This window comes from Streptomyces sp. NPDC001904 (assembly GCF_040297005.1).
Classification (GTDB): domain Bacteria; phylum Actinomycetota; class Actinomycetes; order Streptomycetales; family Streptomycetaceae; genus Streptomyces.
This window is the reverse complement of the sequence record NZ_JBEOYI010000002.1, coordinates 66,706-91,188: the sequence shown is the minus strand read 5'-3', so window position 1 is coordinate 91,188 and position 24,483 is coordinate 66,706. Positions and strand designations below refer to the sequence as shown.

The window sequence follows — 24,483 nt, the reverse complement described above, 5'->3', positions numbered from 1 at the left end:
ATGGGCGTCGCGGGACCCCCTGGTCCGGTGATGGACCGGGACGAGGTGGACCGTGCCCTGGCCCGCCTCGGCGCCGAGCACGAGGCCATCGAGACGTCGCTGCTCGCACTCCAGGACCACGCGGGCCGCCGCCTGCTCGAAGGCGCTCAGCTGACCGGGACGACCCGGGAGCGCTGGTCGTCGGCCGAGCAGGCGATCACCCTGCTCTGGGCGTACTTCGACGCGTACGCGGGCGCCCTGCGCACCGCCCACGAGATCCGCGCCCAGCGCCGCTGGCCCAGCCGGGACGATCTGACGGCGCTGACCGACCTGCTGCGCGGCGAGAGCGTCACCGTCGCCTCCGGCGCGAGCACGGACGGCCTGTCGCCGACGATCACCGGCCCGGCGAAGCTCGCCGAACAGTTCACGCTGGCCGCGCTCGTGGCGCGGATGAACGACCTGTACGCGTCGTCGCTCGACATGGTGGTGGCCGCCGACGCGGTGTGGTCGGCGCTGCCCGCCCGGATAGACCTGCTCGCCGCCGAGCTGGCCCGCACCCGGCAGCTCGCGCACTCCGTCGGCGTCCGTCCCGGCGAGCACCCGGCCGGTGACGACCTGGAGCGGATCACCGCCGTGCTGACCCGGCTGCGCGAGGAAGTGGTCTCCGACCCGCTGGCGTACTGGCAGAAGGCGCACGGCAGTTCGGCGCCCGGCGGCGGCCGCCCGGACACCACCGCGTACGACCGGGAGGCGCGCGCCATCGAGGACGTGCGGCGCGAGATCGACGCCGTGCTCACCGTCCGGCAGGACGCGGAGGCGCGGCTCGGCCGGCTGCGGGACGTGCTCTCGCGCGCGGACCGCACGCTCGCCGAGGCGCGGTCGGCGCGCGGCGAGGTGCTGGCGAAGATCGCCGCGTCGGAGGTGCCGGCCGTGTCGGGCCCGCCGACCGTGCTCCAGGAGCAGCTGGCGACGGCGGCCGAGTACCGCAGGCACGGCCAGTGGAACCGGCTCTCGCCGCTGCTGGAGTCGCTGGAGACGAAGGCGGAGGACGAACTGCTGCGCGCCCGCGAGTCGTTGACCGCGGTGACCGCTCCGCTGGCCGTCCGCGCGGAGCTGCGCGGCCGGCTCGACGCGTACAAGGCGAAGGTGGCCCGGCTCGGGTTCGCCGAGGACCCGATGCTCGTCGAGCGGTACGACGCGGCGCGCCGCATGCTGTGGAGCGCCCCCTGCGACCTGCGGGCGGCGGAGTCGGCGGTGCTGCGGTATCAGAGGGCGGCGGCGGACGTACTGGCCGCGCCCACGGACCAGAGGGGGGAGTCCTAGTCGTGGCGGGGGCTCAGAGATGCACGCGGCCCGGTTGCCCGGGCCAGTACGAGAACATGGGCGGGGAGCTGTACTGCGACACCTGCGGGCTGAAGCCGCAGGCCGCGCCCGCGGCGGCGCCCGGCGCCGGACCGGCCGCGCGCCCCGGCGCCTGCCAGCGGCCCGGCTGCGGCGGCTCCTACGCGGACATGGGCGGCGGCGAGCTGTACTGCGACACCTGCGGGCTCGCCCCGGTCGTCTCCCCGACCGGGATGGTGTCGTCGCCGCCGACCGGGATCGCGGGCGGCGGCGCGCGCGGTTCGCAGAGTTCCCGGTCAAGCTCCCGGTCGTCGGCCCGGTCGACGCGCACGTCGTCGCGGTCCTCGCAGTCGCGCCGGTCGGTCTCGGGGCGGCTGTCGCGTTCGCTGTCCGGGACGTCGACCTCGCGGTCCGTCTCGGTGCGCAGTTCGGGTGCGAGCGCGAGCAGTTCGGGCCGGGCGCGGCTCGGCGCCGGGCTCGTCCGGGTGCCCGACGTGCCGCGGCCCGACCCGCGCGCGATGGTCCAGGAGCACCCCGAGGTCCCCGAGCGGAAGCGATTCTGCTCGCGCTCGGACTGCGGGGCGCCGGTGGGCCGCTCGCGCGGGGAGCGGAAGGGCCGCACCGAGGGCTTCTGCACCAAGTGCGGGCACCCGTACTCCTTCGTGCCGAAGCTGGACACGGGCGACGTCGTGCACGGCCAGTACGAGGTCGCCGGCTGTCTGGCGCACGGCGGTCTCGGCTGGGTCTACCTCGCCGTCGACCGTGCCGTCTCCGACCGCTGGGTGGTCCTCAAGGGCCTGCTCGACACCGGTGACCAGGACGCGATGGCGGCGGCGATCTCGGAGCGCCGCTTCCTCGCGGAGATCGAGCACTCGAACATCGTCCGGATCTACAACTTCGTCGAGCACCTCGACCAGCGCACCGGCTCCATGGACGGCTACATCGTCATGGAGTACGTGGGCGGCAAGTCGCTGAAGGAGATCGCCAACGAGCGGCGCACCCCGGAGGGCCGGCGGGACCCGCTGCCGGTCGAGCAGGCGTGCGCGTACGGCATCGAGGCGCTGGAGGCGCTCGGGCACCTGCACAGCCGCAATCTCCTGTACTGCGACTTCAAGGTCGACAACGCGATCCAGACCGAGGACCAGCTCAAGCTGATCGACATGGGCGCGGTCCGGCGGATGGACGACACCGAGTCGGCGATCTACGGCACGGTCGGCTTCCAGGCGCCCGAGGTCGCCGAGGTCGGCCCGTCGGTCGCCTCCGACCTGTACACGGTGGCCCGCACCCTGGCCCTGCTCACCTTCGACTTCCAGGGCTACACGAACGTCTTCGCGGACTCGCTGCCCGACCCCGGCAACATCGAGGTCTTCCGCCGCTACGAGTCCTTCTACCGGCTCCTGGTGCGCGCCACCGACCCGGATCCGGCCCGCCGCTTCGCCTCCGCGCAGGAGATGGCGGAGCAGCTGACCGGCGTCCTGCGCGAGGTCGTCGCGCTCCAGACGAGCAAGCCGCGCCCGGCCCTGTCGACGCTCTTCGGGCCGGAAGTGAAGGTCACCGACACGGAGTTGTTCGGCCGGCTCGACACCGACGTGTCGCGTCTCGGCGTGCGCGAGGTCCCCGTACGGGCCCGGCGCGGCAGGCAGAGCGCGCTGAACGGGGCGCCCGCGCATCCCGCGCTGCCGCCGTCCCCCTCGGCGCTGGTCAGACCGCTCCAGGCGGTCACCACCGCGCTGGCCCTGCCGGTCCCCCGGGTCGACCCGAACGATCCGAACGCGGGGTTCCTCGCCGGCCTGATGACCTCCGCGCCCGCCGAGCTGATCACCGCCCTGCACGCGGCGCCCACCGGCTCCCTCGAACTGCGCCTGCGCGAGCTGCGGGCCCGCCTGGAGATGGGCGACCTCGACGCCGCGGGCCGGGGCCTGGCCGCCCTGGAGTCCGACCACCCCGACGACTGGCGGGTGGTCTGGTACCGGGGCGTGGCCGCGCTCTCGGTCGGCGACCACGCGAACGCGGCACTGTCGTTCGACGCGATCTACGACGCGTTCCCCGGCGAGCCCGCGCCCAAGCTGGCGCTCGGCGTCTGCGCGGAGGTCCTGGGCCAGCTGGACAACGCGGCGGAGTACTACCGCCTCGTCTGGACCACCGACCCCAGCTATGTCAGCGCCGCGTTCGGCCTGGCCCGCGTACAGCTCGCCGCCGGGGACCGGGCGGGCTCGGTGCGCACCCTGGAGTCGGTGCCGGAGTCCTCCATCCACTACACGGCGGCCCGGGTCGCCGCGGTCCGGGCCCGCCTGCGCGGACGGATCGCGGAGGCCCCGGTCTCCGCCAACGGCGACCCGCTGCTGGGCGACCTGACGGCCGCCGCGGGGCAGGTCGAGGCGCTCGACGCGTTCGGCCTCGACGCGGTGCGCCGCGAGCAGTTGTCCACCGAGGTCCTCGGTACCGCGCTCGACTGGGTACTCTCCGGTAGGCAGGGTTCCGGTCAGCCGGCAGGCCCCGCAGGCGCGGTGGTGCTCGGCAACGATCTGGACGAGCGCGGACTGCGCCTCGGCCTGGAGCGCTCGTACCGGACACTGGCCAGGCTCGCTTCAAGGGGCGAGGAGAGGATCGAACTGGTGGAGCGGGCCAACCGCTACCGCCCTCGGACGTGGGTGTGAGTTGATGTCGCAGACGCACCAGTCGACAGCCGTGTGTCCCGCTTGCGAGGAGCCGCTCGAGGAGAGCGACCGCTTCTGCGGGGCCTGCGGGTACGACCTTTCGTCGACGCCGCGGGCGGCGGCGCCGGACGACCATCCGACCCTGACGATGGCGCCCGCCCCGGAGGGGTCCGCCGAGTGGCCGGCCGCACAGGAGCCTGACAGTTCGGACACTCCCGCGCCGGTGCACCTGCCGACCGATCTGGAGGGCATCGAGTCCGGCGGCGGCGCCCCCGATCCCCGTACCGCGACGCCCGAGCAGCTGGAGGCGGCCACTCCGGCGGCCGGCACCAAGCTGTGCGTGGCCTGCCGCGCGGGGCAGGTCGACCCGGACGGCTACTGCGAGAACTGCGGGCACGCCCAGCCGCGCGAACGCGACCACATGGAGCAGGAGTTGGGCGCGGTCGCCGCGGTCAGCGACCGGGGCCTGCGCCACCACCGCAACGAGGACGCGTTCGTGATCTCCTCGGCCGCGCTGCCCGACGGGTCGCCGGCCGTGGTCGCGCTGGTCTGCGACGGGGTGTCGTCCGCGACCCGCCCCGACGACGCCTCGCTCGCCGCGACCCGCGCGGCCAACGAGTCGCTGCACGAGTCCCTGCCGCGCGGCACCCACCCGCAGCAGGCCCTGCACGAGGCGATCCTGACGGCCGCCGAGGCGGTCAACGCGCTGGCGCAGGAGCCCGCGACGGCCCGCGAGCACCAGCCGCACCAGAACGCCCCGGCGTGCACCTTCGTCGGCTCGATCGTCACCCGTGAGCTGCTCGTGGTCGGCTGGGTCGGCGACTCGCGCGCCTACTGGGTGCCCGACGACCGCACCGCGACCGCGGCCCGGCTCACCGAGGACGACTCGTGGGCCGCGCAGATGGTCGCGGCGGGCCTGATGAACGAGGCGGAGGCGTACGCCGACGAGCGCGCCCACGCGATCACGGGCTGGCTCGGCGCGGACGCCTACGAACTGGAGCCGCACACGGCTTCCTTCAAGCCGGACCGGCCTGGTGTCGTGGTGGTGTGCACCGACGGCCTGTGGAACTACGCGGAGTCGGCCGAGGAGATGGCCCGGGCGGTGCCCGCCGACGCCGCCGGGCGCCCGCTGCACGCCGCGCAGGTGCTGACCGGGCACGCCCTCGACGGCGGGGGCCACGACAACGTAACAGTGGCGGTCCTGCCGTTCCCGGGGGCCCGGCAGGGGGCAGGATCGGCCTGAGGCCGGCCCGCGGGTCACTCAAAGCACAAGTGATGTTGTCCAGGGGGGACTTGTCATCATGGCCAATTTCTCGAAGCCGACCGTTCCGCAGTTCTCGGTCGACGTGTACCAGAACGAGTACCTGCCGGAGTGGGGCCGGGAGGTCAACGCGATCATCACGGTGACCGCGACGGGCGGGGGGACGGTGGGCAGCGCCGTGGGCGCGCCGCACCTGTACGGCTCGGGCACCGCCGTGGACGCCGCCGTCGCGCTGATGGTCGACTGCTCCGGTTCGATGGACTACCCGCCGACCAAGATGCGCGGGGCCCGCGAGGCGTCGGCCGCCGCGATCGACACCCTGCGCGACGGGGTGCACTTCGCGGTGATCGCCGGCACCCACGTCGCCAAGGAGATCTATCCGGGAGGCGGCCGGCTCGCCGTCGCCGGCGCCACCACCCGCGACCAGGCCAAGCAGGCCCTGCGCAAGCTGTCCGCGGGCGGCGGCACGGCGATCGGCACCTGGTTGCGGCTCGCCGACCGCCTGCTGTACGCGGCGGACTCGTCGGCGTCGATGGTGCGGCACGGCATCCTGCTGACCGACGGGCGCAACGAGCACGAGTCGCCGGAGGACCTGCGGGCGACCCTCGACGCGACCGCGGGCCGCTTCACCTGTGACGCCCGCGGCGTGGGCACCGACTGGGAAGTGAAGGAAGTCACAGGGATCGCCTCGGCGCTGCTCGGCACCGCCGACATCGTCGCCGACCCGGCGCACCTGGCCGGCGACTTCACGCAGATGATGGAGACGGCGATGGGCAAGGAGGTCGCGGACGTGGCGCTGCGGCTGTGGACCCCGCTCGGCTCCGAGATCAAGTTCGTGAAGCAAGTGGCGCCCACCGTGGAGGAGTTGACCGACCGCCGCACCGAGGCGGGTCCGCGGGCCGGCGACTACCCCACCGGCTCCTGGGGCGACGAGTCCCGTGACTACCACGTCTGCGTCCAGGTCCCGTCCGCCGAGCTGGGCCAGGAGATGCTGGCCGCCCGCGTCTCCCTGATCGTCCCGCAGCCGGACGGCTCGGCCCAGACCCTCTCGCAGGGGCTGGTCCGCGCGGTCTGGACGGACGACATGACGGCGTCCACGTCCATCAATCCTCAGGTCGCCCACTACACGGGCCAGGCGGAACTGGCACAGGTGATCCAGCAGGGCCTGGACGCGCGCAAGGCCGGTGACGCGGACGGGGCGACGGCGAAGCTGGGCCGAGCGGTGCAGCTCGCGGCGCTCTCCGGAAACGCCGATACGGCGAAACTGCTTTCGAAGGTGGTGGACGTGGTGGACGCCGCGGAAGGTACTGTTCGATTGAAGCCGAAGGTCGCGGAGGCCGACGAGATGACTCTCGAGACCCGCTCCACCAAGACCGTACGCGTCAAGAAATAGCCATCCGAGATCACCCATGGCAAGCCCGGGCTTGCACGTGAAGGAGAGGGGGAAGCGCCGACATGCCGACCTGCCCGAACGGACACCAGTCGGGTTCCGACGACTGGTGCGAGGTCTGCGGTCACCGCATGGCCGGTGCCGTACCCCCGCCTCCGCCGCCGCCCCCGGCCCCCGGCTACGGCTACCCGCCGCAGCAGCCGCAGGCGCCCCAGGCGCAGCGCGCGCCCGAGCTGTGCCCGCAGTGCCGTACGCCGCGTGAGGGCGGTGCGCCGTTCTGCGAGGAGTGCCGCTGGAACTTCCTCACGAACACGGCGACGTCGTACACCCCGGCGGCGCCGAACCCGCCGCTGCCCACGTCGGGCGGCCAGGGCGGCCCCGGAGCCCCCGGGAACCCGGCGATGCGCTTCCAGCAGCCGCCGCAGGGCCCCGGTCCCGGCCAGGACCCGTACGAGTACCAGGGCTCGCGCCCCTCGCAGATGAACCGCCCGGCCGAGCCGATCCCGCCGGCCCCGTTCGGCAGCGAGCCCTCGGGCCCGGCGCCGTTCCCTCCGGGCCCCCCGCAGGCCTATCAGCAGCCGCCGGTCCAGCCGGGGACGTTCGGTGGTCCCGGTGGTCCCGGTGGTCCTGGCGGTCCCGGTGCTCCGAGCGGTGACGACTGGACGATCTCCCCGCCGCCGTCCCCCACCACGGCGCCGGACCAGGGCTACCAGCAGCAGCCCCCTCCGCCGTACCAGCAGCAGCCCCAGCAGTCGCAGGGTCATGTGACGTGGTCGGCCACGATCGGCCCGGACCGTGACTACTTCATGGCGATGATGCAGCGCAGCGGCCCCGAGGCGTCGGGCCTGAACCTGCCCGCCTACTCCCCGGAGCAGCAGCGCCCCCTGGTCGGCAACCAGCTCTCGATCGGCCGCCGCCGCCACTCCACGGGCGACACCCCCGACATCGACCTCTCGGTCCCGCCGGAGGACCCCGGGGTCTCGCACCAGCACGCGGTCCTGGTCCAGCAGCCGGACGGCAGCTGGGCGGTGGTCGACCAGAACTCGACGAACGGCACGACGGTCAACGGCGGCGAGGAGCCCATCCAGCCCTTCGTCCCGGTCCCCCTCCAGGACGGCGACCGCGTCCACGTGGGCGCTTGGACCACGATCACGATCCACCGGGGCTGAAAGCCCCGCAAGGGGCGCGGGGAACTGCGCGCCCAGCCACGACGAAACCGGCACCCGACGAAGCACGTCGGGGGTCGGGGGGCTCCGGGGGCGGCAGCCCCGGTTTCGGGACGGGAAGGGGCGGCGGGGGCGACTCCTCCCCGCCTCAGCCCCCACCGGGCAGATCCCACAGACAGGGCCCGTCCGGCTCGTCCAGCCACACCCACTCCCGCTCCCCGCGCACGGTCACCCCGAACCGCTCCCGCCCGGGCCGCCCCTCCCGCTCCCACCAGGCGAACACGTCCCGGGCCGCGGCCCGCCCCCCGCTGAGCCCGAGCACGAACCGAAACGCATCGTCCCGGGCCGCCCGCAGCGGCACCCCGCCCAGGCTCCCGACGCCTCCCCCGGCCCCGCCCTCGCCCCGCACGGCGACGAAGTACGCCGGCGCCGCCAGGAACCGCCCCTGCGCGAACCCCGCGTCCCCCACCTCGAGCACCAGCAGCCCGGTCCCCACGGGCGCCAGAATCCGCGCCCCCGCCCGGCACTGCCCCAGCCACCCCACCGGCACCCCCCGCAGCGCACACGTCACCAACACCCGGTCGAACGGCGCCCGCTCGGCACACCCGCGCGCCCCGTCCCCAGTGACGACGACGGGCCGGTACCCCGCGGCGGCGAGATGCGCCCGCGCCGACTCGGTGATCTCCGGGTCGAGATCGACGGTGGTGACGGCGTCGTCCCCGAGCCGGTGGGCGAGCAGCGCCGCGTTGTACCCGGTCCCGGCGCCGATCTCCAGCACCCGGTGCCCGTCGCGCACATCGAGGTCGGCCAGCATCCTCGCCATGAGGGACGGCTGGCTGCTGGAGGAGACGAGTTCCCCGTCGCGCAGCCGGGTGGCCAGCGGCTGATCCGCGTACGCCCCGCGCAGCCACCGCTCGCGCCGCGCGGGATCGGGGTCCTCCCCCCACAGCCGCTCGCATCCGCCGGGCGCCCCGACGAAGTAGTACGGCACGAAGAGGTGCCGCGGAACCTGCTCGAAGGCATCCCGCCACCCCGGATCCCCGTCCCAGACCCCGGTCGCGGCGATCTCGCGCACGAGCCCGGCCCGGGCCCGCCCGGCGAGGCCCGCGAGGCCGCCCGCTGCGCCGACGCGCTCCGTACCCATACGACCACTGTGCGGCCCGCGCCGGGAATCGGCGAGGTCCTACGCCCCAGGTCCTGGATCTCCGCGTCTGAGACGATGGACGGGTGACTGAGACCCCGCGCGACACACTCCAGGAGCAGACCTTCTACGAGCAGGTGGGCGGCGAGGAGACCTTCCGCCGCCTCGTGCACCGCTTCTACGAGGGCGTCGCCCAGGACCCGCTGCTGCGCCCCATGTACCCCGAGGAGGACCTGGGCCCGGCCGAGGAGCGCCTCGCCCTGTTCCTGATGCAGTACTGGGGCGGCCCGCGCACGTACAGCGACAACCGGGGCCACCCGCGTCTGCGGATGCGGCACGCGCCGTTCCAGGTGGACCGGGCGGCGCACGACGCGTGGCTGAAGCACATGCGGGACGCGGTCGACGGCCTCGGTCTGTCCGAGGAGCACGAGCGGACGCTGTGGAACTACCTGACGTACGCGGCGGCATCCATGGTGAACACGGCGGGCTGACGGTGCGGGTGGCGGGAGCCGTCAGGCAGGCATGACGCCCAGGCCGCCGAGCCCGTCCGTGGCGGCCCGCCGCACGGCCACCGACCCATAGGCGGTGCGCAGCCGCAGCCACGCCCCGGCGGCCAGCAGGTCCACGGTGGTCCCCCGCAGGAACCCGAGCGAGACGGCCGCGTGCGCGACCCGCACCGGCACGGACTCTCCGCCGTCCAGGAGGATCTCCCGGGACCAGATGTCCCGCCCGATGCGGTCGAGCGCGGCGCGCGTGCGCGCCTCGGGCGCCAGTTCCTCGACCCGCGTGCGGAATTCCCCCACGGCGGTCTTCACGAGCCCGCGCAGCTCATCGGCGGCGGGGAACCCCTCCACCCGGCGCCAGCCGCCCCGCGGGGGCAGTACTCCGGCCCAGGGCGGTCCGGTGACGGCGGCCGGAACCGTCGCCGTGGCGCCGCTCTCGTCGACGGAGTCGAGCAGCTCGCCGGCGGACACGGTCACATCGAGCGCGTCGTCGATCCCGTTCTCGTACGGCTTGAGGAGCCGGGCCGTCCGGATCGCCAGCACCTCGAACGACGGCGGCCGCCCGAACACGGCGAGCGCCTGCCCGCCGGCCTGGGCCTGCAGCCGGACGGCGGCCGCCTTGTCGTAGTGCAGCAGCCGGCCGAGGAAGGCGGCGAGATCCGCCGCCTCCCCGGCATCGGCGAAGGACAACACCGGCGCGCTGCTCATGCGGCGAGCGCCTCCGGATCGCTGTCGTCCCGGTACTCCTCGAGGAACTCCTTCTCCTCGGCGGTGATCCGCCGGGGCCGCTGCGCCTCGAAGTCGAACGGCACGATGACCGTGGAGGCGCGCACGTACACCACGTCCTCGTCCTTGACCTCGTAGGCGAGCGTGAAGGAAGCGGCCCTTATCTGGGTCACCCACATCTCGATGGCCACCGGCGCGTGCCGGTGGACCAACTGCCGCTTGTAGTCGATCTCATGGCGCGCCACGACAGACCCCTGCTGGAAATCCTTGTCCGGGCGGAACAGGAAGTCGATGCGCGCTTCTTCGAGGTACCGAAGAAAGACCACATTGTTGACGTGGCCGTACGCATCCATGTCCGCCCAGCGCAGGGGGCAGGCGTATACGTGGCGAGCCATCAGCCGCGGGTCAGCTTCTTGTAGGTGGCACGGTGCGGGCGGGCCGCATCGGCACCGAGGCGCTCGACCTTGTTCTTCTCGTAGGACTCGAAGTTGCCCTCGAACCAGAACCACTTGGAGTCACCCTCGTAGGCGAGGATGTGCGTGGCCACTCGGTCCAGGAACCACCGGTCGTGGGACACGACGACGGCGCAGCCGGGGAACTCCAGGAGGGCGTTCTCCAGCGAGCTGAGGGTCTCGACGTCGAGGTCGTTCGTCGGCTCGTCGAGGAGCAGCAGGTTGCCGCCCTGCTTGAGGGTGAGCGCGAGGTTGAGGCGGTTGCGCTCACCACCGGAGAGCACACCGGCCGGCTTCTGCTGGTCGGGACCCTTGAAGCCGAAGGCCGACACGTACGCCCGCGACGGCATCTCGACCTGACCGACGTTGATGTAGTCGAGCTCGTCGCTCACCACGGCCCAAAGGGTCTTCTTCGGGTCGATGTTGGAGCGGTTCTGGTCGACGTACGAGATCTTGACGGTCTCGCCGACCTTGATCTCACCGGAGTCCGGCGTCTCCAGGCCCTGGATCATCTTGAACAGGGTGGTCTTACCGGCGCCGTTCGGACCGATGACGCCCACGATGCCGTTACGCGGCAGCGTGAAGCTCAGGTCGTCGATGAGGACCTTGTCGCCGAAGGCCTTGCCGAGGTTCTTGACCTCGACGACGATGCTGCCGAGGCGCGGGCCCGGCGGGATCTGGATCTCCTCGAAGTCCAGCTTCCGCATCTTCTCGGCCTCGGCCGCCATCTCCTCGTAGCGGGCGAGACGCGACTTGGACTTGGTCTGGCGCCCCTTGGCGTTCGACCGCACCCACTCAAGTTCTTCCTTGAGTCGCTTCTGCCGCTTCTCGTCCTTCTTGCCCTCGACCTTGAGGCGCTCGGACTTCTTCTCCAGGTACGTGGAGTAGTTGCCCTCGTAGGGGATGGCGCGACCGCGGTCGAGCTCGAGGATCCACTCGGCGACGTTGTCGAGGAAGTACCGGTCGTGGGTGATGGCCACGACGGTGCCCTTGTACTGGGCCAGGTGCTGCTCCAGCCAGTTCACGGACTCGGCGTCGAGGTGGTTGGTGGGCTCGTCGAGGAGCAGCAGGTCGGGCGCCTCGATGAGCAGCTTGCAGAGCGCCACGCGACGCTTCTCACCACCGGAGAGGTTGGTGACGGGCCAGTCGCCAGGCGGGCAGCCCAGGGCGTCCATGGCCTGCTCCAGCTGACCGTCGAGGTCCCACGCGTTGGCGTGGTCGAGGTCCTCCTGGAGCTTGCCCATCTCCTCCATCAGCTCGTCGCTGTAGTCGGTGGCCATCAGCTCGGCCACCTCGTTGAAGCGCTTGAGCTTGCCCATGATCTCGGCGGCGCCGTCCTGGACGTTCTCCAGGACGGTCTTCGACTCGTCGAGGATCGGCTCCTGCATGAGGATGCCGACGCTGTAACCGGGCGACAGGAAGGCGTCACCGTTCGACGGCTGCTCGAGCCCCGCCATGATCTTCAGGACGGTCGACTTACCGGCACCGTTCGGTCCGACAACGCCGATCTTCGCCCCGGGGTACATGCTCAGGGTGACGTCGTCGAGGATCACCTTGTCGCCGTGCGCCTTGCGCGCCTTGCGCATGGTGTAGATGAACTCAGCCAAGAGAAACCGTCCGGCAGTCGAAGTGTGGTCGCGTAAGGGCCCCGCAAGCGCGGCTCCACCGCGCGAGGGCAGATACACCCCATCTTGCCGCATGGCTACTGCTGGGCGGAAACCCGTATCGGCCCGTGGGCCTGAACTGGGGCTTCCGCGAGCGCTCCAGTAGTCGATCCGTCGCGTTGCGTCGCCCTCGGGCACTCCGCACGGCCCAAGGGCGGCCCGAGAGGGAGCCGCGCGTGGCACGTCGCGCACTGGACACCCCGGCGCCGGCCCAGCACTGTGATGCGGTGCTGCCGCGGAGGCCGTGGTGCTCGGAGATATGGAGTGGGGACGGTTGTGCTGATCACTGTCGCGGATGTGGAAGCGGAAGCCGAGCGGATTGCCGAGTACGTCGTCCGGACTCCGACGGTTCCGAGTCCCGGGTTGTCAGCGCTCCTGGGCGTGCCGACCACCGTGAAGCTGGAACTGCTGCAGCGCACCGGATCGTTCAAGGCTCGGGGCGCGACCGCGAGGCTGCTCGCTCTCAGCGAGTCGGAGCGGGCCGCTGGAGTCGTCACGGTCAGCGGAGGCAATCACGGCATCGCGCTGGCAGTCATGGCGGGCATGCTGGACGTCAAGGCCACCGTCGTGATGCCGCGGTCCTCCCCCGCCGCCGCCCGAGAGACCGCGGAAGCCTCCGGAGCAACCGTCCACATCACCGACACGATGCACGGCGCGTTCGCTCTGGCCGACGAGCTCAGGGATGCGGGGCTCATCCTGGTCCATCCCTTCGACGACCCCGTTGTCATAGCCGCCCAGGGCACGGTCGGCCTGGAGTTCGCACAGGATGCCGGGCAACTCACCGACGTGCTCGTGAGCATCGGCGGCGGTGCGCTGGCCGCCGGCGTCGCCACCGCACTGCGCGCGGTCCGCCCCGGAATCCGCGTCTGGGGCGTGGAGACCGAGGGTGCTCGGGCCATGTCGGCGGCCCTGGACGCTGGACGGCCGACCCCCGTCGAGTTGTCCTCGATCGTCTCGACGCTCAGCGCGCCCAGCGCCTCCCGGCTCACCTACGAACATGCCTCGGCGCTGCTCACCGACGTGCTCACGGTGACCGACGCCGAGGCCGTCCAAGGCAGCCTGGACCTCGCCGACCGCGCGAAGGTCTGGGCCGAACCCGCGGCGGGATGCCTGCTGCCAGCAGCCCGCCAGGTCGTGGCACGCGTCGGCCCGGATGCCGAACTCGGCCTGGTGATCTGCGGCGGCAACGCCACGACCACCGACATGGCCATCTGGGCCAAGCGCTTCGGCTTGTGCTGACGTGGCTAGTGGTGCGCAGGGGGTTCGATGCCGGGCGAGATCACTCGCCCTCCCCGGGCTCCCCATCCCCCGGCGTCTTCTTCTTGCGTACGAGGACCAGCGCGGCCCCGCCGACCAGGACCAGCACGATGGCCGTGCCCGCGATCACCGGGGTCGCGTTCGACGCGCCGGTCTCCGCCAGGTCCGTGCCGGGGGTGCCGGTGCCGCCCACGGAGGCGGGGCTGGGCTGGGTCGTGGTCTGGGTGCGCAGGCCGTTGTCGTCGGCGTTGACCGCTGAGGCCGTGCGGCAGTCGAGGATGCCGCGCAGGCGCTTCTCGAAGCCGTGCGGGCCCTCGATCGTGAAGTCATAGGCCTGGTCCTCCTGCAGCGGTATCGTCACCGTCCGCGTCGACTCGGCCCGGACCGTGTACCGCTCGTCCATCAGCTCGAAGGTGAACGGCTCGTCGCCCTTGTTGGCCACGGTGATGTCGACGCCGCTCTTGTCGCAGTTCTTCTGCGCGGAGAGGGCCGGGACGGCGCCCTGCCGCGCCCAGGTCGCCGTGGCGGTCGCGGAGACCGTGGACTCGCTGGAGCCCGCGAGTATCTGCGTCTGGCTTCGGGTGTCGGAGGTGAAGGCACGGCCCACCGGCACCGTCGTCGAGGCCTGCACGGTCAGGGCGGCCGAACCCGCGTCGGCGTCCTCGGGTATGTCGAAGTACAGGCGGCTGCCGTCGGCCGCGGACGTGACCGGCTCGCCCTTCTTGTCGACGATCCGCACGCCTTCCGCGGCGGCCTCGACGGGCGGTGTCACCCCGACGCTGTCGGCGTCGGTGCGGACCGTGACCGGACCGACCCGCTCGCCCTGGTGCCCGGAGACCGCCTGCGGCGTCAGGGTCAGCGACGCTCTGGGCTCGGCGAGGTTCAGCGCGCTGCGCTGCAGATAGTCGGCGAGCTTCTCGGCGGCGGGGCTCGCCGCCTCGACGTCGGCCTGGTCGGAGTAGCGCCAGATGGCGACCTGGGTGCCCGCGGCGGCGTCCTGCTCGGTGAGGGTCTTGGTGCCGGCCTTGCGGGCCAGCGCGGCGAGATCGTTGACCTGCGGGTACGAGTTCTGCAGGATCCAGCGGATCTTGCCCGCGTCCTTGTTGTCGCCCAGTGAGGTGCCGCCCCAGGCGGTCTCCTGGTACCGGGCGTCCGTCTGTGTCGGATTGTGGATGTCGACGCAGTACGTCTGGAGCATGCCGCCGCCGTCGACGGTCATCAGGAACAGGCCGGCGGAGACCTGCTCGTCCTTCCCGTCCTCGTGCACGACGGCCGTCCCGTGCGTGTCCATGCCGCTGATGACGGCGCTCGCCCCGCTCTGCTCCGGGGCGCCGTCGACCGCTCGGGCCGGGCCAGCACCGGATATCGCGCCGGCCATCACGAGCCCCGACACCAGGGCCGCCGCGGCGATCCGGGCGGTGGACCGCCCGTGCTGTGCGGCCCGCATGAACACTGAGTACACGTAATTCCCCTTCAGGCAGGACGCGTTGAAGCTTGGGGGGTGATGTCCCGCCGCCAGAATCAATGCCAACCCGAGCGACCCTGAGCACCCTTGGGTGACGCGGCCGACTCTTGAGTTCCTCGAAACTTCCGGAGCCTCCGATGCGCTCGGACGCGCCTTTGAGACCAGGAACTCCTTGCGCATCCTAAGGAAGTCGGCTGTGGCGGTTCTTTGAGGTGTCACCCGGCCGACGATCCGACTCGGAATCGTTATCCCCGAAACCATCTGCGAAGTGGGCTTATCGCCACATCACCGGCGCACCGCTGGTGCATCACTGGTGATCACTGGTGCATCACCGACGCCTCATCGGCGTACCGCCGGGCGCTCTGCCCGTACGCCTCATCTCACCGGCTGCGGCTCGATCTCGAACGACGGCTCGTCCAGTGCCTGTTGCTCCGGATGCCCGGCACCCGCGCCCGCCGCCCTCCGCGCGGCCCGCCGGAACGCCGACGTACCGCGCGAGAGGTCGTGGCCGACCGCGCTCGCCTGGATGTCGGCCGACGTCCAGTGCTGGCCGCCGCGTTCCTCGTCCCGTACCTTCAACCGGCCCTGCACGATGACCGGTTCACCGATGGTGATCGAGCCCTGGACATTGGCGCCGAGCGGGCCGTTGGCCCACACCGTGAAGAAGTTGGTGTGGCCGTCCACCCATTCGTTGCGCACCCGGTCGAAGTGGCGCGGGGTCACCGCGAGCCGGAACCGGGACACCGGTCCCGTCGGCAACTCCCGGTAGACCGGCGTCGTCGCGACATTCCCCACCACCGTCAGCAGCGTCTCGTTCATGGCGTACGCCCTCCCCTGATCGTCCGAAGACCGCCCCAGGCCGACCACGTCGACCACCTCGACCACGTCAGCGACCTGGTCACACCTGGCAACGGCGGCGGTCCGGGCCCTTCCCGAACCGCGATCCCCAGACTGCCCCCGCCTCCGATCTCCCGCTTCCGCCTGTGCCCTACCTGCCGGTTGTGGAAATCCCCGTCACCCGTACGTACTGCTCCCGCACCTCGCGGTACCGCAGCAGCTCCGCCGCGACGGGATCGAGCACCCGCGCCCTTCCGCAGGCCGCCGCGGCGTCCCGCAACCGGCGCTCCGCGTCCTGCCCGTACCGCCGCGCCGGCCCCTTCGCCGCGAACCGGCACGCCCATTCCACGCACGGCCCGCCCACGATGCCGGTCAGCATCATCAGCACGGGCACCCCGAGGTTGGGCGACACGATCCCGATGATCTGGCCCAGCAGCCACAGCCCGCCCAGCACCTGAAGCACCGTCATGGACACCTGCGCGAGCACCGCGACCGGCCACCACCCCGGGCGCGGCGGCCGCGCACCGGATCCGGACGCCGTTCCCGACTGCCGGCCCCCCGTGTCCGGGCCGCCCGCCGCCACGGCCAGTTCGTCGAGCGCCTGGGGCAGTCCCTCGGCACCGCGCGTGGCCGCCTCCCGCACCGCCTGGCCCCAGGCCGTGGGCAGTCCGCTCGCCGCCGCGTCGCCGACGGCCCGTACCGCGTGCTCGACGCGCTGGCGCGCCGTGGCCTCCTCGTCGGCAGGCGGCACGGTGGCCGGGGCGCTCGCGGTGGCGGCGCGCTGGGCCTCGTACCACCGCCAGAGCCTGAGCCACGGTGTGCCGCAGGCCTTGTTCGCGCCGCGCGCCCAGGCGCGTTCGGCGGCCTGTCCGGCGGCTGCCGCGCCGACCGCCTCGGCGAGCCGGTCGGCGAACTCCTCGCGGGCGGCCTCGCTCAGCCCGGTCTGCCGCCCGGCCGCGTACACCGGCCGCAGCCGATGCGCCGCCGCGTCCACGTCGGCGCCGATCCGTCGTGCGGCGGCGCGCCGCTCGCCGACGAACTGGTCCAGAGCCTCGCGCAGGTCACCGACGCCGTCCCCGGTCAGCGCGGACAACGGCAGCACGGTCGCGCCCGGTTCACCGTGCTCGCCGAGCGCGATGCCGTCCTCGTCGAGGAGGCGCCGCAGGTCGTCCAGGACCTGTTCGGCGGCGTCGCCCGGCAGTCGGTCGACCTGATTGAGCACGACGAACATGACCTCGGCGTGCCCGGCCATGGGCCGCAGATAGCGCTCGTGCAGCATCGCGTCGGCGTACTTCTCGGGATCGACGACCCAGATGACGGCGTCCACGAGGGCGAGCACCCGGTCGACCTGTTCGCGGTGGGCGGGTGCGGCGGAGTCGTGGTCGGGCAGGTCGATGAGCACGAGCCCGTCGAGGGGCGTGTCGCCGTGCTGCCCCTGGAGCGGCCTGCGCCGGGAACGTCCCGGGATGCCGAGCCGGTCGAGAAGGCCCGCCGCGCCGTCGGTCCAACTGCACGCGATCGGCGCGGAGGTGGTCGGCCGGCGCAGCCCGGTCTCGGACAACGGCACACCCGCGAGAGCGTTGAACAGGGTCGACTTCCCGCTCCCCGTGGCCCCGGCCACCGCCACGACGGTGTGCCGCGCGGAGAGCCTGCGCCGGGCGGCGGCCTCGTCGAGCACCCGGCCCGCCTCGGCCAGGGTGGGCCCGTCGAGGCGGGTCCTGGACAGGCCGACGAGCTCGCGCAGCGCGTCCAGTCGCTCCTTCAGCCCTCCGTCGTCGTGCGTGCCCGGGCCGGCCGGAGGTGCCGTCTCCAGCAGATCGCCCGACTGCCCGGCGGCCCGCCGGGCGATGAGCCCGTCGTCCCAGGCGCCCGCCTTGGGCGGCGAGTCGGCCGACTGGCCCGAGGGCACGGACGGGTCGGCGAGCTCGGAGGAGACGGACGGCCCGGACAGGCCGGAAGGCTTGGAAAAGCCGGAATGCTTGGACGGCCCACCGCTGTGGGGCTGTTCGGAGTACTCGGTGTCGTGATCCGTGACGGCGGTCACCGCCCTCACCTCTCCTTCTGCAGCAGCGAAAGGGCCGCGATCAGTTCGGCCTGGGATTCCGGGGTGACGCCGAGCCCGTCGAGCGGCGTGAGCCGGCGTTCGCGCTCCGCGCCGAGCACGGTGTCCAGGTACTCGCTGAGCAGCCGCCCACCGCGGTCGCGCAGCTTCAGAGCGGCCTGTGCGCCGATGCGCTCGGCGAGGTGCTCGCCCGCGGCCCTGGCCCGTCGGCCGCCGAGCAGCGCGGTGGCGACGAGCGCGGCGACGACCTCGGGCTCGGGCGGTGCGACGCCCTGCAGCTCGCCGACGGCCCGCACCTCCTCCTCCGCGTACTCCTCCAGGACCCGCCGCCACCGTCGTACGGCCATCCCGATGCGGTGCTCGGCGCTCTCCAGTTCGGGGTCGCGGCCGGCCAGTTCGGGTGCGGCGCCGCCCGGTTCGCGCCGCCACGCGTCGTCGACGCGCTGGTCGGCGGCGCTGACGGCACACAAAAGAAGAGCGCTGAGACTCTCCACGAGCGCGTCGAGGAGTTCCCCGGCCGAGCAGTCCAGCGGGTAGCTCCGCCACCGCTTGAGGGCGTCTCCCGCGAGCACGCCGCCCTTCTGCAATCTGCTGCGTACGCGCGCGTGCTCGTTCTCGTACGCGTCCTCGACCGCGGTGGTGAGCCGTACGGCGGCCGAGTGCTGGGCGGCGACGGCCGCGGCCAGTTCCGGCATGCGGGCCCGGAGCGAGTCGAGCACGCCGCGCGCCGTACGGGTCACGGCGATGGCCCGGGCGTCGGGGTCCTGGACCCGGTGGGTGAGCCAGGCGCGCAGGGGCGCCACGGCGGTGGCGGGGAGCAGTCCGCCGTTCCCGGTGGACTCGGGGAGTTCGGGAACGGTGAAGCGCGGTACGTCACCGAGCCCGGCCTTGGTGAGCAGGGCCCCGTACTGCCGTGACACTTCGGCGACCACCTGATGCGGCACGCGGTCGAGGACGGTCACCAGGCTGGCGTCGTACTCCTTCGCGGTCCGCAGCAGATGCCAGGGCACGGCATCGGCGTACCGGGAGGCGGTGGTGACCATGATCCAGACGTCGGCGGCGCTGACGAGGCGGGCCGCGAGCAGCCGGTTCTCGTCGACGAGGGAGTCGACGTCGGGCGCGTCGAGCAGCGCGAGCCCCGGCGGCAGGGCGCCCGCGGTCTCGACCCTGAGCACCTGCTCGCCGTCCTCCAGTACGGGGTCGAGCGCGTCGTCGTCCGTGTCCGCGCCCTCGTCGTCGGCCTGGCGGGGCACCCACACGCGCGTGAGGTCGGGCAGGACGCGCATTCCGGAGAACCAGTGGTGGTCGTCCGGGTGGCAGACGAGCACGGGCGTCCGGGTCGTCGGCCGGAGCACACCGGCCTCGCTCACCACACGCCCTACGAGTGAATTCACCAAAGTGGACTTGCCGGCACCGGTGGACCCCCCGATGACGGCGAGCAGGGGTGCTTCGGGAGCGCGCAGCCGGGGCACCAAGTAGTCGTCGAGCTGCGCGAGCAACTCGTTCCTGTTGGCACGCGCGCGTGGCGCCCCTGCGAGGGGAAGCGGGAAGCGCGCGGCGGCGACACGGTCGCGCAGCGCGGTAAGTGCGTCGAGCAGCTGAGGCCGTACGTCCAAGGTCACCACATGCGAAGAATGCCCAATTTTGGTGGCTTTCTGAAGCATATGAGCGCATCTGCGCGCCGATAACACGCCAGAACAGACCAGGAGGCCCAGCCGAAGCCCCCCGAAGACCCGACGCGAGCACCGTGACAGCTCCGCCGAACCCCTGCCGGAACCACGGACAGCACCACATAAGGCGCGTGATACATCACAGGAAGCACACAGCGGGACGGAAGGGTAGACAGGGGGCGCAGGCATAACGAGTGCACAACACCCGTGGCTGGAGTCGCCAAAAGCGATGCAGGATTCGTACCCACCTGCGATTATCGGGATCGCTTCACTGAACCTCCACATCGCGCCGCGGAGGCGAAGCAGCAAGGACTGGGACTCGGGAGCCCTATCCTTGTCCCCGGCAAGGTCATGGATCACCCCCACTTCCATCCGGCCGAGCCACCGGCCACACACACCGGCCCCCGTAGCTCAGTGGATAGAGCAGGCGCCTTCTAAGCGCTTGGCCGCAGGTTCGAGTCCTGCCGGGGGCGCCTCTCGTAGGCCCCACTTCGGTGGGGCCTTTCTGCTGGTCAGAGGCAGGAATCCAAGTAGCCGGCCGGGTGAGGGCTGGCCGTCGGGCGCAGGGGCGGGTGCGGCTGGAACGGGTCCGGGCGGCTTCTGGTGGGACTTCGTCCCGAAGGGGGTCGGAGGGATCTCAGAGTTTCGGCGCGGCAATCCTGGCTGTCGGGGCAGCCTCGTCGCTGCTCGTAGGAAGACAGAAGTGCGTGCAGGTTGAAGGTGGCGTGTGTGCCCGTTCATTCTTGCCCTCATGAGTCTCGTCTCTCCCTCCTTCGGTCTCGTCTCCACGGACGGCTACGCGCACGACTGGGCGCTCGTCGACGTGGAGACCTCCGGGCTGATAGCCCGGCGGGACCGGGTGTTGTCGGTTGCTGTGGTCACCGTCGGGCGGGACGGTGTGCAGACCGGGGAGTTCTCCACGCTCCTCGATCCTGGGTGTGACCCGGGGCCGGTCGACGTGCACGGGCTGACTGTCGAGCGGCTGCGCGGGGCGCCCACGTTCGACCAGGTTGCCGAGCGCATCGGCGCGATGCTGCAGGACCGCGTTCTGGTCGCCCACAACGCTCAGTTCGACTACGACTTCCTCGCCCACGAGTTCGCCCGGGCCCGCAGGTGGCTGCCGGTCTCGCGGCGGCTGTGCACCCTCGCGCTGAACCGGCAGGTGGACCCGCCGACGGCCGACATGAAGCTGGGCACTCTGGCCGCCCACTACGGCGTACCGCAGCAGCAGGCGCACGACGCGCTGGACGACACCCGGGTGCTGGCCGGGATCCTTCGGGCGTCACTGCGTGAAGCGGCGCGGCTCGCGCTGCCCTTGCCGTTCGTGAGCTGCCCGCCACGGGCCGAGTCCTCGTTCACGCCGAAGCCGCCCAAGACGCCCTGCGCCTATCGCAATCCGGGCCGGCTGGTTCCCGGTGGAGCGCTTCGGCAGGGCATGAAGGTCGCCATCACCGGCGAAACGTCGTGTGCGCGAGCCGAGTTGATCGGCCGGGGCGTTGCCGCCGGACTCAACATGATGGGCTCGGTCAGCCGCCACACCAGCGTCCTGGTCACCAACGAGCCGGCATCCGGATCGGCGAAGGCGCGGCGGGCCGTCGCCGAAGGGGTGCCCGTCGTCGACGAGGACACCTTCCTCCAGTTGCTCAGCAGCGTAGAGGCCGGAGCGACGCATCAGGCGCCCGAGACGGCGCCGGTCGTCCCTGCGCCACGTCAGGCCGAGCCCGTTCCCGTCGGGGCGGGGATGAGGCCTCTGGCCGGGCACCGCGTCCTCGTTCTGGGCGGCGCGCACACCGAGGCAGCCGACGCGCGCAGCCGTGTCGTCGAGCTCGGCGGCTCCGCCGCGGTCAATCTCTCGCACAGCGTCACGGATGTCGTCGTCCTCGCCGGTGGCGGGAACGACCGCCGTATGCCCCGGATCGCGGAACTGGGGCTCTCGGTGCACGACGAGCAGTGGCTCGTCGATCCGGCAATCGCAACGGTCACCGGCCCCGCCGTCGATGCCGATGCCGACTCTGAGGTGGTGGAGGGCGAGGCCGGGGGCGCATCCGTCGGTGTCGTGGCGCCGCTCGTCCTTCCTCGCGGCGGCGTCGTCGACCTGCCCACCTGCTCGCCCCCCTGGCACGTCACCGCGTCCTGGGCACCCCTGGAACGCGGTGAGGTCGACGTCGTGGCGTTTGTGCTCGACGAGGACGAACAGGTCACCTTCGACGAGGACTTCGTCTTCTACGGCGCCCCGGAGAACCCCGGCGGAACGGTCCACCTGCTCACCAGCGGCCCGGCCGAGCAGACCATCACCGTCGACCTCGCGTCCCTCCCCCCGTCCTCGCACCGGGTGGTGATCGCCGCGGCCGTCGACGGCGACCTGTCCTTCGGCGACGTCGGCGCCGTCCAGGTCGCCGCGGCGCCCGGCAGCAGCGCCGCTCCCCTGACGCGGGCGACTCTGGACGCCGCCACCAGCGAGCGCACGCTGATCCTCGCCGAGCTCTACCGCCGCGGCCCGCTCTGGCGGTTCCGCGCCATCGGACAGGGATACGACCACGGGCTCGACGCCCTCGCGCGCGGCTACGGCGTCGACATCGCCGGCTGAGGGGTACGACCGACCGCTCACGGTAAACGGCAGCCCGATCCGCGTCATCAACCCCGTCATCAGAGTCTGCCCAGCACCACCCCGCGCCACGTCCAGCCCGAGTCCAGGACGGTTCGGCGCAGGGGGTCTCTCAAGTCGGCGGTGTCGAAGCTGAAGGATTCCGTCGCCTCGATGCGGCCCTGGTCGTCGCGGCCCAGGGTCCACCGTTTCGAGACCGTGCGGCCCGGGCCGCGGCCGGCCTCGGCCGAGACGGAGAGGGTGGGGACGCCGCGCACCCAGGTGACCTCCAACTGCTGCTGCACCACCCTGACTTCGTGCTTCTCGGGGACCAGGCGCAGGCGGAACCTGAGGACATGGCGTACGTCGGTGCGGGAGAAGAAGCCGTACCAGGACGGTTCCGTCACCCGCCACTCCGCCAGCAGGTCGGCACCCTCGGCGCGGCCGTCGCGCACCGCGTAGGGGACCTCGGGGCCGTTGAGCGCGAGCAGCGCCGTGCGGACCTCCTCCGCCGGGCGTGGGGCCATGCCCTCGCCGGGGTGCTTGGTGCCGGTCAGCTTGTCGAAGAGTCCCATGGGGGCACGATAGGACCCCGTTCGGCTCGGACCGTGGCGCCATGTGGTGCCATGCGGTGTCACGTGGTGCCATGCGGCGTCATCCGTGTCCCTCACCACGTCAGATTGCGCCGATCTGGATGTTGGCGCCATCGAGATTCACCGTGGCGCCGACTTGTTTACGCAGGTCAGGATGGTCGCGGCAGTCCATCAGGGCAATTGCGTCACCATAGCGCTTGCGCGTGGCGCCAAAGTGGTGCCACTATGACGTCATGGACCTCACGCCGTACGTCGACACACTTCACCGGGAACTCGCGGTGGCCGCCGAGGCCGGCGGGGACGAAGCTCGCGAGTTGGCCGAGCGGCTCACCGCGCCGCTGGAGTCGGCGACCCGACTGACCCTGCTCAATGTGCTCTCCGCCGCGATGGACGAGATCACCCGTGATCTCGCGCCGGGGTCCGTGGATGTGCGGCTGCGGGGGCTCGATCCTGAGTTCGTGGTGGCGTTGCCGGCCGGTGACACCACCCATGAGGAACCCCGGCCGGTCGAGCCGGTCCGGGCACCCGTGGCCGACACCGCCGACGACGGCAGCACCGCACGGGTCAATCTGCGGCTGCCCGCCCACCTCAAGGCCCGCGCCGAGGAGGCGGCGAGCCGCGAGGGGCTTTCGGTCAACGCCTGGCTGGTCCGTGCCGTGTCCGCCGCCGTCGATCCCGGCCCCGCACAGCCGCGTACACCCGACAAGGGCCGCACCGGGGGGCAGAGCTTCACCGGATGGGTGCGGTAGCACCCTCCCCGCACGGCCGCATCGCCAGTAGACCCACTCCACTTCACGTTCCCGTCAGCGGGGACGACCCCACGAGTCACGAGGACGGGACAGCCATGCCTTCTTTCGACAGCCCCCAGCCCATCTCGGTCACCGCCGCCATGGACGCCGGGTCCCTTCTGTTCCTGGCCGGCGACCGCGTCGACACCGTCGTCGACGTGCAGCCCCGCAACGCGAAGAAGGAGATCGACGTGCGGGCCGCCGAGCAGACGGAGCTCTCCTTCTCCGGTGGCCGGCTGCACATCCGGACGCCCAAGGGGAACTTCTTCGGGCTCGGCCGCACCGGCACCGTCGATGTCACCGTCGAACTGCCCTCGGGCTCCTCGGTCGACGTCACCGGCGCCTGGGCGCAGGTGCGCGGCGAAGGGGCGCTCGGCGAGGTGCGGGTGAAGACCTCGGCCGGCGACGCCCGTTTCGAAGCGACCGGGCCGCTGCACCTCACCGCCTCCCACGGGTCCATCTCCGTGGACAGCGTCACGGGTCCGGCCGAGATCACCACCAGCTCCGGCAGCCTGCGCGTCGGCGCCGTCGAGGGCACCGCCGTCCTGAAGAACTCGCACGGCTCCACCGCCGTCGGCCACGTCACCGGGTCCCTCCGGGTCAGCGGCGCCAACGGTGACATCACCGTGGAGCGCGCCGAGGGTTCCGTCGCCGCCACCACCGCCAACGGCACCCTGCGCGTCCTCGACGTCACCAGCGGCACCGTCCAGCTGAAGACCTCCAACGGCGCCATCGAGGTCGGCGTCCGTGAGGGCACGGCCACCTGGCTCGACCTCAACTCCGGCTCCGGGCAGGTGCTCAACCGGCTCACCGAGACCAGCGGTCCCGAGAAGAGCGAGAACACCGTCGAGGTCACCGCCCGTACCAACCACGGGAACATCGAGGTCCGGCGCGCCCGCGGCTGAGCCCCGCCGCACCACCTCGCCGCACCTCGCCTCGCCCGCTCC

The 24,483-nt window shown here is 72.2% G+C and carries 19 protein-coding genes and 1 tRNA gene; 11 read left to right on the top strand and 9 right to left on the bottom strand.

Translation table 11 applies throughout. The features are described 5' to 3' along the window. The 5 genes from ABT127_RS02930 (at nt 1) to ABT127_RS02910 (ending at nt 7,797) form a co-directional block, all read left to right on the top strand. Nucleotides 1-1,302 carry a coiled-coil domain-containing protein gene (locus ABT127_RS02930; protein WP_351444130.1) on the top strand — a complete coding sequence of 434 codons (1,302 nt, stop codon included), beginning with the start codon at nt 1-3 and terminating at the stop codon, nt 1,300-1,302. 56 nt (nt 1,303-1,358) lie between these two features. Next, complete coding sequence (locus tag ABT127_RS02925; protein ID WP_502971617.1) at nt 1,359-3,977, top strand: serine/threonine-protein kinase; 2,619 nt, start codon at nt 1,359-1,361, stop codon at nt 3,975-3,977. 1 nt (nt 3,978) lies between these two features. Then, the gene (locus ABT127_RS02920; protein ID WP_351444129.1) at nt 3,979-5,220 is read left to right on the top strand and encodes a PP2C family protein-serine/threonine phosphatase; all 1,242 of its coding nucleotides are present in this window, start codon (nt 3,979-3,981) and stop codon (nt 5,218-5,220) included. Between the two features lie 58 nt (nt 5,221-5,278). After that, nucleotides 5,279-6,631, top strand: a complete 1,353-nt coding sequence (locus tag ABT127_RS02915) for a vWA domain-containing protein (RefSeq protein WP_351444128.1) — start codon at nt 5,279-5,281, stop codon at nt 6,629-6,631. A 62-nt stretch (nt 6,632-6,693) separates the two neighbouring features. Then, the gene (locus tag ABT127_RS02910; protein ID WP_351444127.1) at nt 6,694-7,797 is read left to right on the top strand and encodes an FHA domain-containing protein; all 1,104 of its coding nucleotides are present in this window, start codon (nt 6,694-6,696) and stop codon (nt 7,795-7,797) included. 145 nt (nt 7,798-7,942) lie between these two features. On the opposite strand, the gene ABT127_RS02905 is transcribed toward ABT127_RS02910, so the two are convergent. After that, a complete protein-coding gene (locus ABT127_RS02905) occupies nt 7,943-8,938 on the bottom strand; it encodes a methyltransferase domain-containing protein (RefSeq protein WP_351444126.1) in 996 nt (331 codons plus the stop codon). Nucleotides 8,939-9,021: 83 nt separating this feature from the next. Here ABT127_RS02905 and ABT127_RS02900 point away from each other — a divergent pair, with 83 nt between their 5' ends. After that, a complete protein-coding gene (locus ABT127_RS02900) occupies nt 9,022-9,426 on the top strand; it encodes a globin (RefSeq protein ID WP_351444125.1) in 405 nt (134 codons plus the stop codon). A 21-nt stretch (nt 9,427-9,447) separates the two neighbouring features. Here ABT127_RS02900 and ABT127_RS02895 read toward each other — a convergent pair whose 3' ends face one another. Genes ABT127_RS02895 through ettA form a run of 3 tightly spaced genes read right to left on the bottom strand, consistent with a single transcriptional unit; the run spans nt 9,448 to nt 12,223 of the window. Continuing rightward, entirely contained in the window at nt 9,448-10,146 is a 699-nt protein-coding gene (locus tag ABT127_RS02895; protein ID WP_351444124.1) for a DUF8010 domain-containing protein, read from the bottom strand. Continuing rightward, nucleotides 10,143-10,559, bottom strand: a complete 417-nt coding sequence (locus tag ABT127_RS02890) for an acyl-CoA thioesterase (protein WP_351444123.1) — start codon at nt 10,557-10,559, stop codon at nt 10,143-10,145. The genes ABT127_RS02895 and ABT127_RS02890 overlap by 4 nt, the downstream gene beginning before the upstream one ends. Then, nucleotides 10,559-12,223, bottom strand: coding sequence for an energy-dependent translational throttle protein EttA (gene ettA / locus ABT127_RS02885; RefSeq protein WP_351444122.1), 1,665 nt, complete (start codon nt 12,221-12,223; stop codon nt 10,559-10,561). Before ettA ends, ABT127_RS02890 begins: the two co-directional genes overlap by 1 nt. Nucleotides 12,224-12,502: 279 nt before the next feature. Here ettA and ABT127_RS02880 point away from each other — a divergent pair, with 279 nt between their 5' ends. Beyond that, nucleotides 12,503-13,519: a pyridoxal-phosphate dependent enzyme gene (locus ABT127_RS02880; protein WP_502971616.1), complete on the top strand. Its 1,017-nt coding sequence runs from the start codon at nt 12,503-12,505 to the stop codon at nt 13,517-13,519. Between the two features lie 40 nt (nt 13,520-13,559). Here ABT127_RS02880 and ABT127_RS02875 read toward each other — a convergent pair whose 3' ends face one another. From ABT127_RS02875 to ABT127_RS02860, 4 genes are all read right to left on the bottom strand, one after another. Beyond that, entirely contained in the window at nt 13,560-14,984 is a 1,425-nt protein-coding gene (locus tag ABT127_RS02875) for a Cys-Gln thioester bond-forming surface protein (protein WP_351444610.1), read from the bottom strand. A 393-nt stretch (nt 14,985-15,377) separates the two neighbouring features. Then, entirely contained in the window at nt 15,378-15,821 is a 444-nt protein-coding gene (locus ABT127_RS02870; RefSeq protein WP_351444120.1) for a single-stranded DNA-binding protein, read from the bottom strand. Between the two features lie 169 nt (nt 15,822-15,990). Then, entirely contained in the window at nt 15,991-17,883 is a 1,893-nt protein-coding gene (locus ABT127_RS02865; RefSeq protein ID WP_351444119.1) for a GTP-binding protein, read from the bottom strand. A gap of 5 nt (nt 17,884-17,888) precedes the next feature. Then, a complete protein-coding gene (locus ABT127_RS02860) occupies nt 17,889-19,526 on the bottom strand; it encodes a dynamin family protein (protein WP_351444118.1) in 1,638 nt (545 codons plus the stop codon). Nucleotides 19,527-19,971: 445 nt separating this feature from the next. Between ABT127_RS02860 and ABT127_RS02855 the strand changes: the two genes are divergently transcribed. Next, nucleotides 19,972-20,044, top strand: a tRNA-Arg gene (locus ABT127_RS02855). A gap of 278 nt (nt 20,045-20,322) precedes the next feature. Beyond that, nucleotides 20,323-22,158 carry a TerD family protein gene (locus ABT127_RS02850; protein ID WP_351444117.1) on the top strand — a complete coding sequence of 612 codons (1,836 nt, stop codon included), beginning with the start codon at nt 20,323-20,325 and terminating at the stop codon, nt 22,156-22,158. 59 nt (nt 22,159-22,217) lie between these two features. On the opposite strand, the gene ABT127_RS02845 is transcribed toward ABT127_RS02850, so the two are convergent. After that, nucleotides 22,218-22,730 (bottom strand): hypothetical protein, encoded by a 513-nt coding sequence (locus tag ABT127_RS02845; RefSeq protein WP_351444116.1) that lies wholly within the window; start codon nt 22,728-22,730, stop codon nt 22,218-22,220. A gap of 251 nt (nt 22,731-22,981) precedes the next feature. Between ABT127_RS02845 and ABT127_RS02840 the strand changes: the two genes are divergently transcribed. After that, a complete protein-coding gene (locus ABT127_RS02840; protein ID WP_351444115.1) occupies nt 22,982-23,497 on the top strand; it encodes a toxin-antitoxin system HicB family antitoxin in 516 nt (171 codons plus the stop codon). Between the two features lie 95 nt (nt 23,498-23,592). After that, nucleotides 23,593-24,441: a DUF4097 family beta strand repeat-containing protein gene (locus tag ABT127_RS02835; RefSeq protein WP_351444114.1), complete on the top strand. Its 849-nt coding sequence runs from the start codon at nt 23,593-23,595 to the stop codon at nt 24,439-24,441. Nucleotides 24,442-24,483 lie beyond the last annotated feature (42 nt).

Excerpts from the sequence above, each read along its gene's own strand:
- ABT127_RS02880 (WP_502971616.1), top strand. The coding sequence starts at position 12,503 with ATGCGGTGCTGCCGCGGAGGCCGTGGTGCTCGGAGATATGGAGTGGGG.
- ABT127_RS02905 (WP_351444126.1), bottom strand. The coding sequence starts at position 8,938 with ATGGGTACGGAGCGCGTCGGCGCAGCGGGCGGCCTCGCGGGCCTCGCC.
- ABT127_RS02915 (WP_351444128.1), top strand. The coding sequence starts at position 5,279 with ATGGCCAATTTCTCGAAGCCGACCGTTCCGCAGTTCTCGGTCGACGTG.
- ABT127_RS02910 (WP_351444127.1), top strand. The coding sequence starts at position 6,694 with ATGCCGACCTGCCCGAACGGACACCAGTCGGGTTCCGACGACTGGTGC.
- ABT127_RS02850 (WP_351444117.1), top strand. The coding sequence starts at position 20,323 with ATGAGTCTCGTCTCTCCCTCCTTCGGTCTCGTCTCCACGGACGGCTAC.
- ABT127_RS02840 (WP_351444115.1), top strand. The coding sequence starts at position 22,982 with ATGGACCTCACGCCGTACGTCGACACACTTCACCGGGAACTCGCGGTG.
- ABT127_RS02845 (WP_351444116.1), bottom strand. The coding sequence starts at position 22,730 with ATGGGACTCTTCGACAAGCTGACCGGCACCAAGCACCCCGGCGAGGGC.
- ABT127_RS02875 (WP_351444610.1), bottom strand. The coding sequence starts at position 14,984 with ATGCGGGCCGCACAGCACGGGCGGTCCACCGCCCGGATCGCCGCGGCG.
- ABT127_RS02890 (WP_351444123.1), bottom strand. The coding sequence starts at position 10,559 with ATGGCTCGCCACGTATACGCCTGCCCCCTGCGCTGGGCGGACATGGAT.
- ABT127_RS02895 (WP_351444124.1), bottom strand. The coding sequence starts at position 10,146 with ATGAGCAGCGCGCCGGTGTTGTCCTTCGCCGATGCCGGGGAGGCGGCG.
- ABT127_RS02835 (WP_351444114.1), top strand. The coding sequence starts at position 23,593 with ATGCCTTCTTTCGACAGCCCCCAGCCCATCTCGGTCACCGCCGCCATG.
- ABT127_RS02870 (WP_351444120.1), bottom strand. The coding sequence starts at position 15,821 with ATGAACGAGACGCTGCTGACGGTGGTGGGGAATGTCGCGACGACGCCG.
- ABT127_RS02925 (WP_502971617.1), top strand. The coding sequence starts at position 1,359 with ATGGGCGGGGAGCTGTACTGCGACACCTGCGGGCTGAAGCCGCAGGCC.
- ABT127_RS02930 (WP_351444130.1), top strand. The coding sequence starts at position 1 with ATGGGCGTCGCGGGACCCCCTGGTCCGGTGATGGACCGGGACGAGGTG.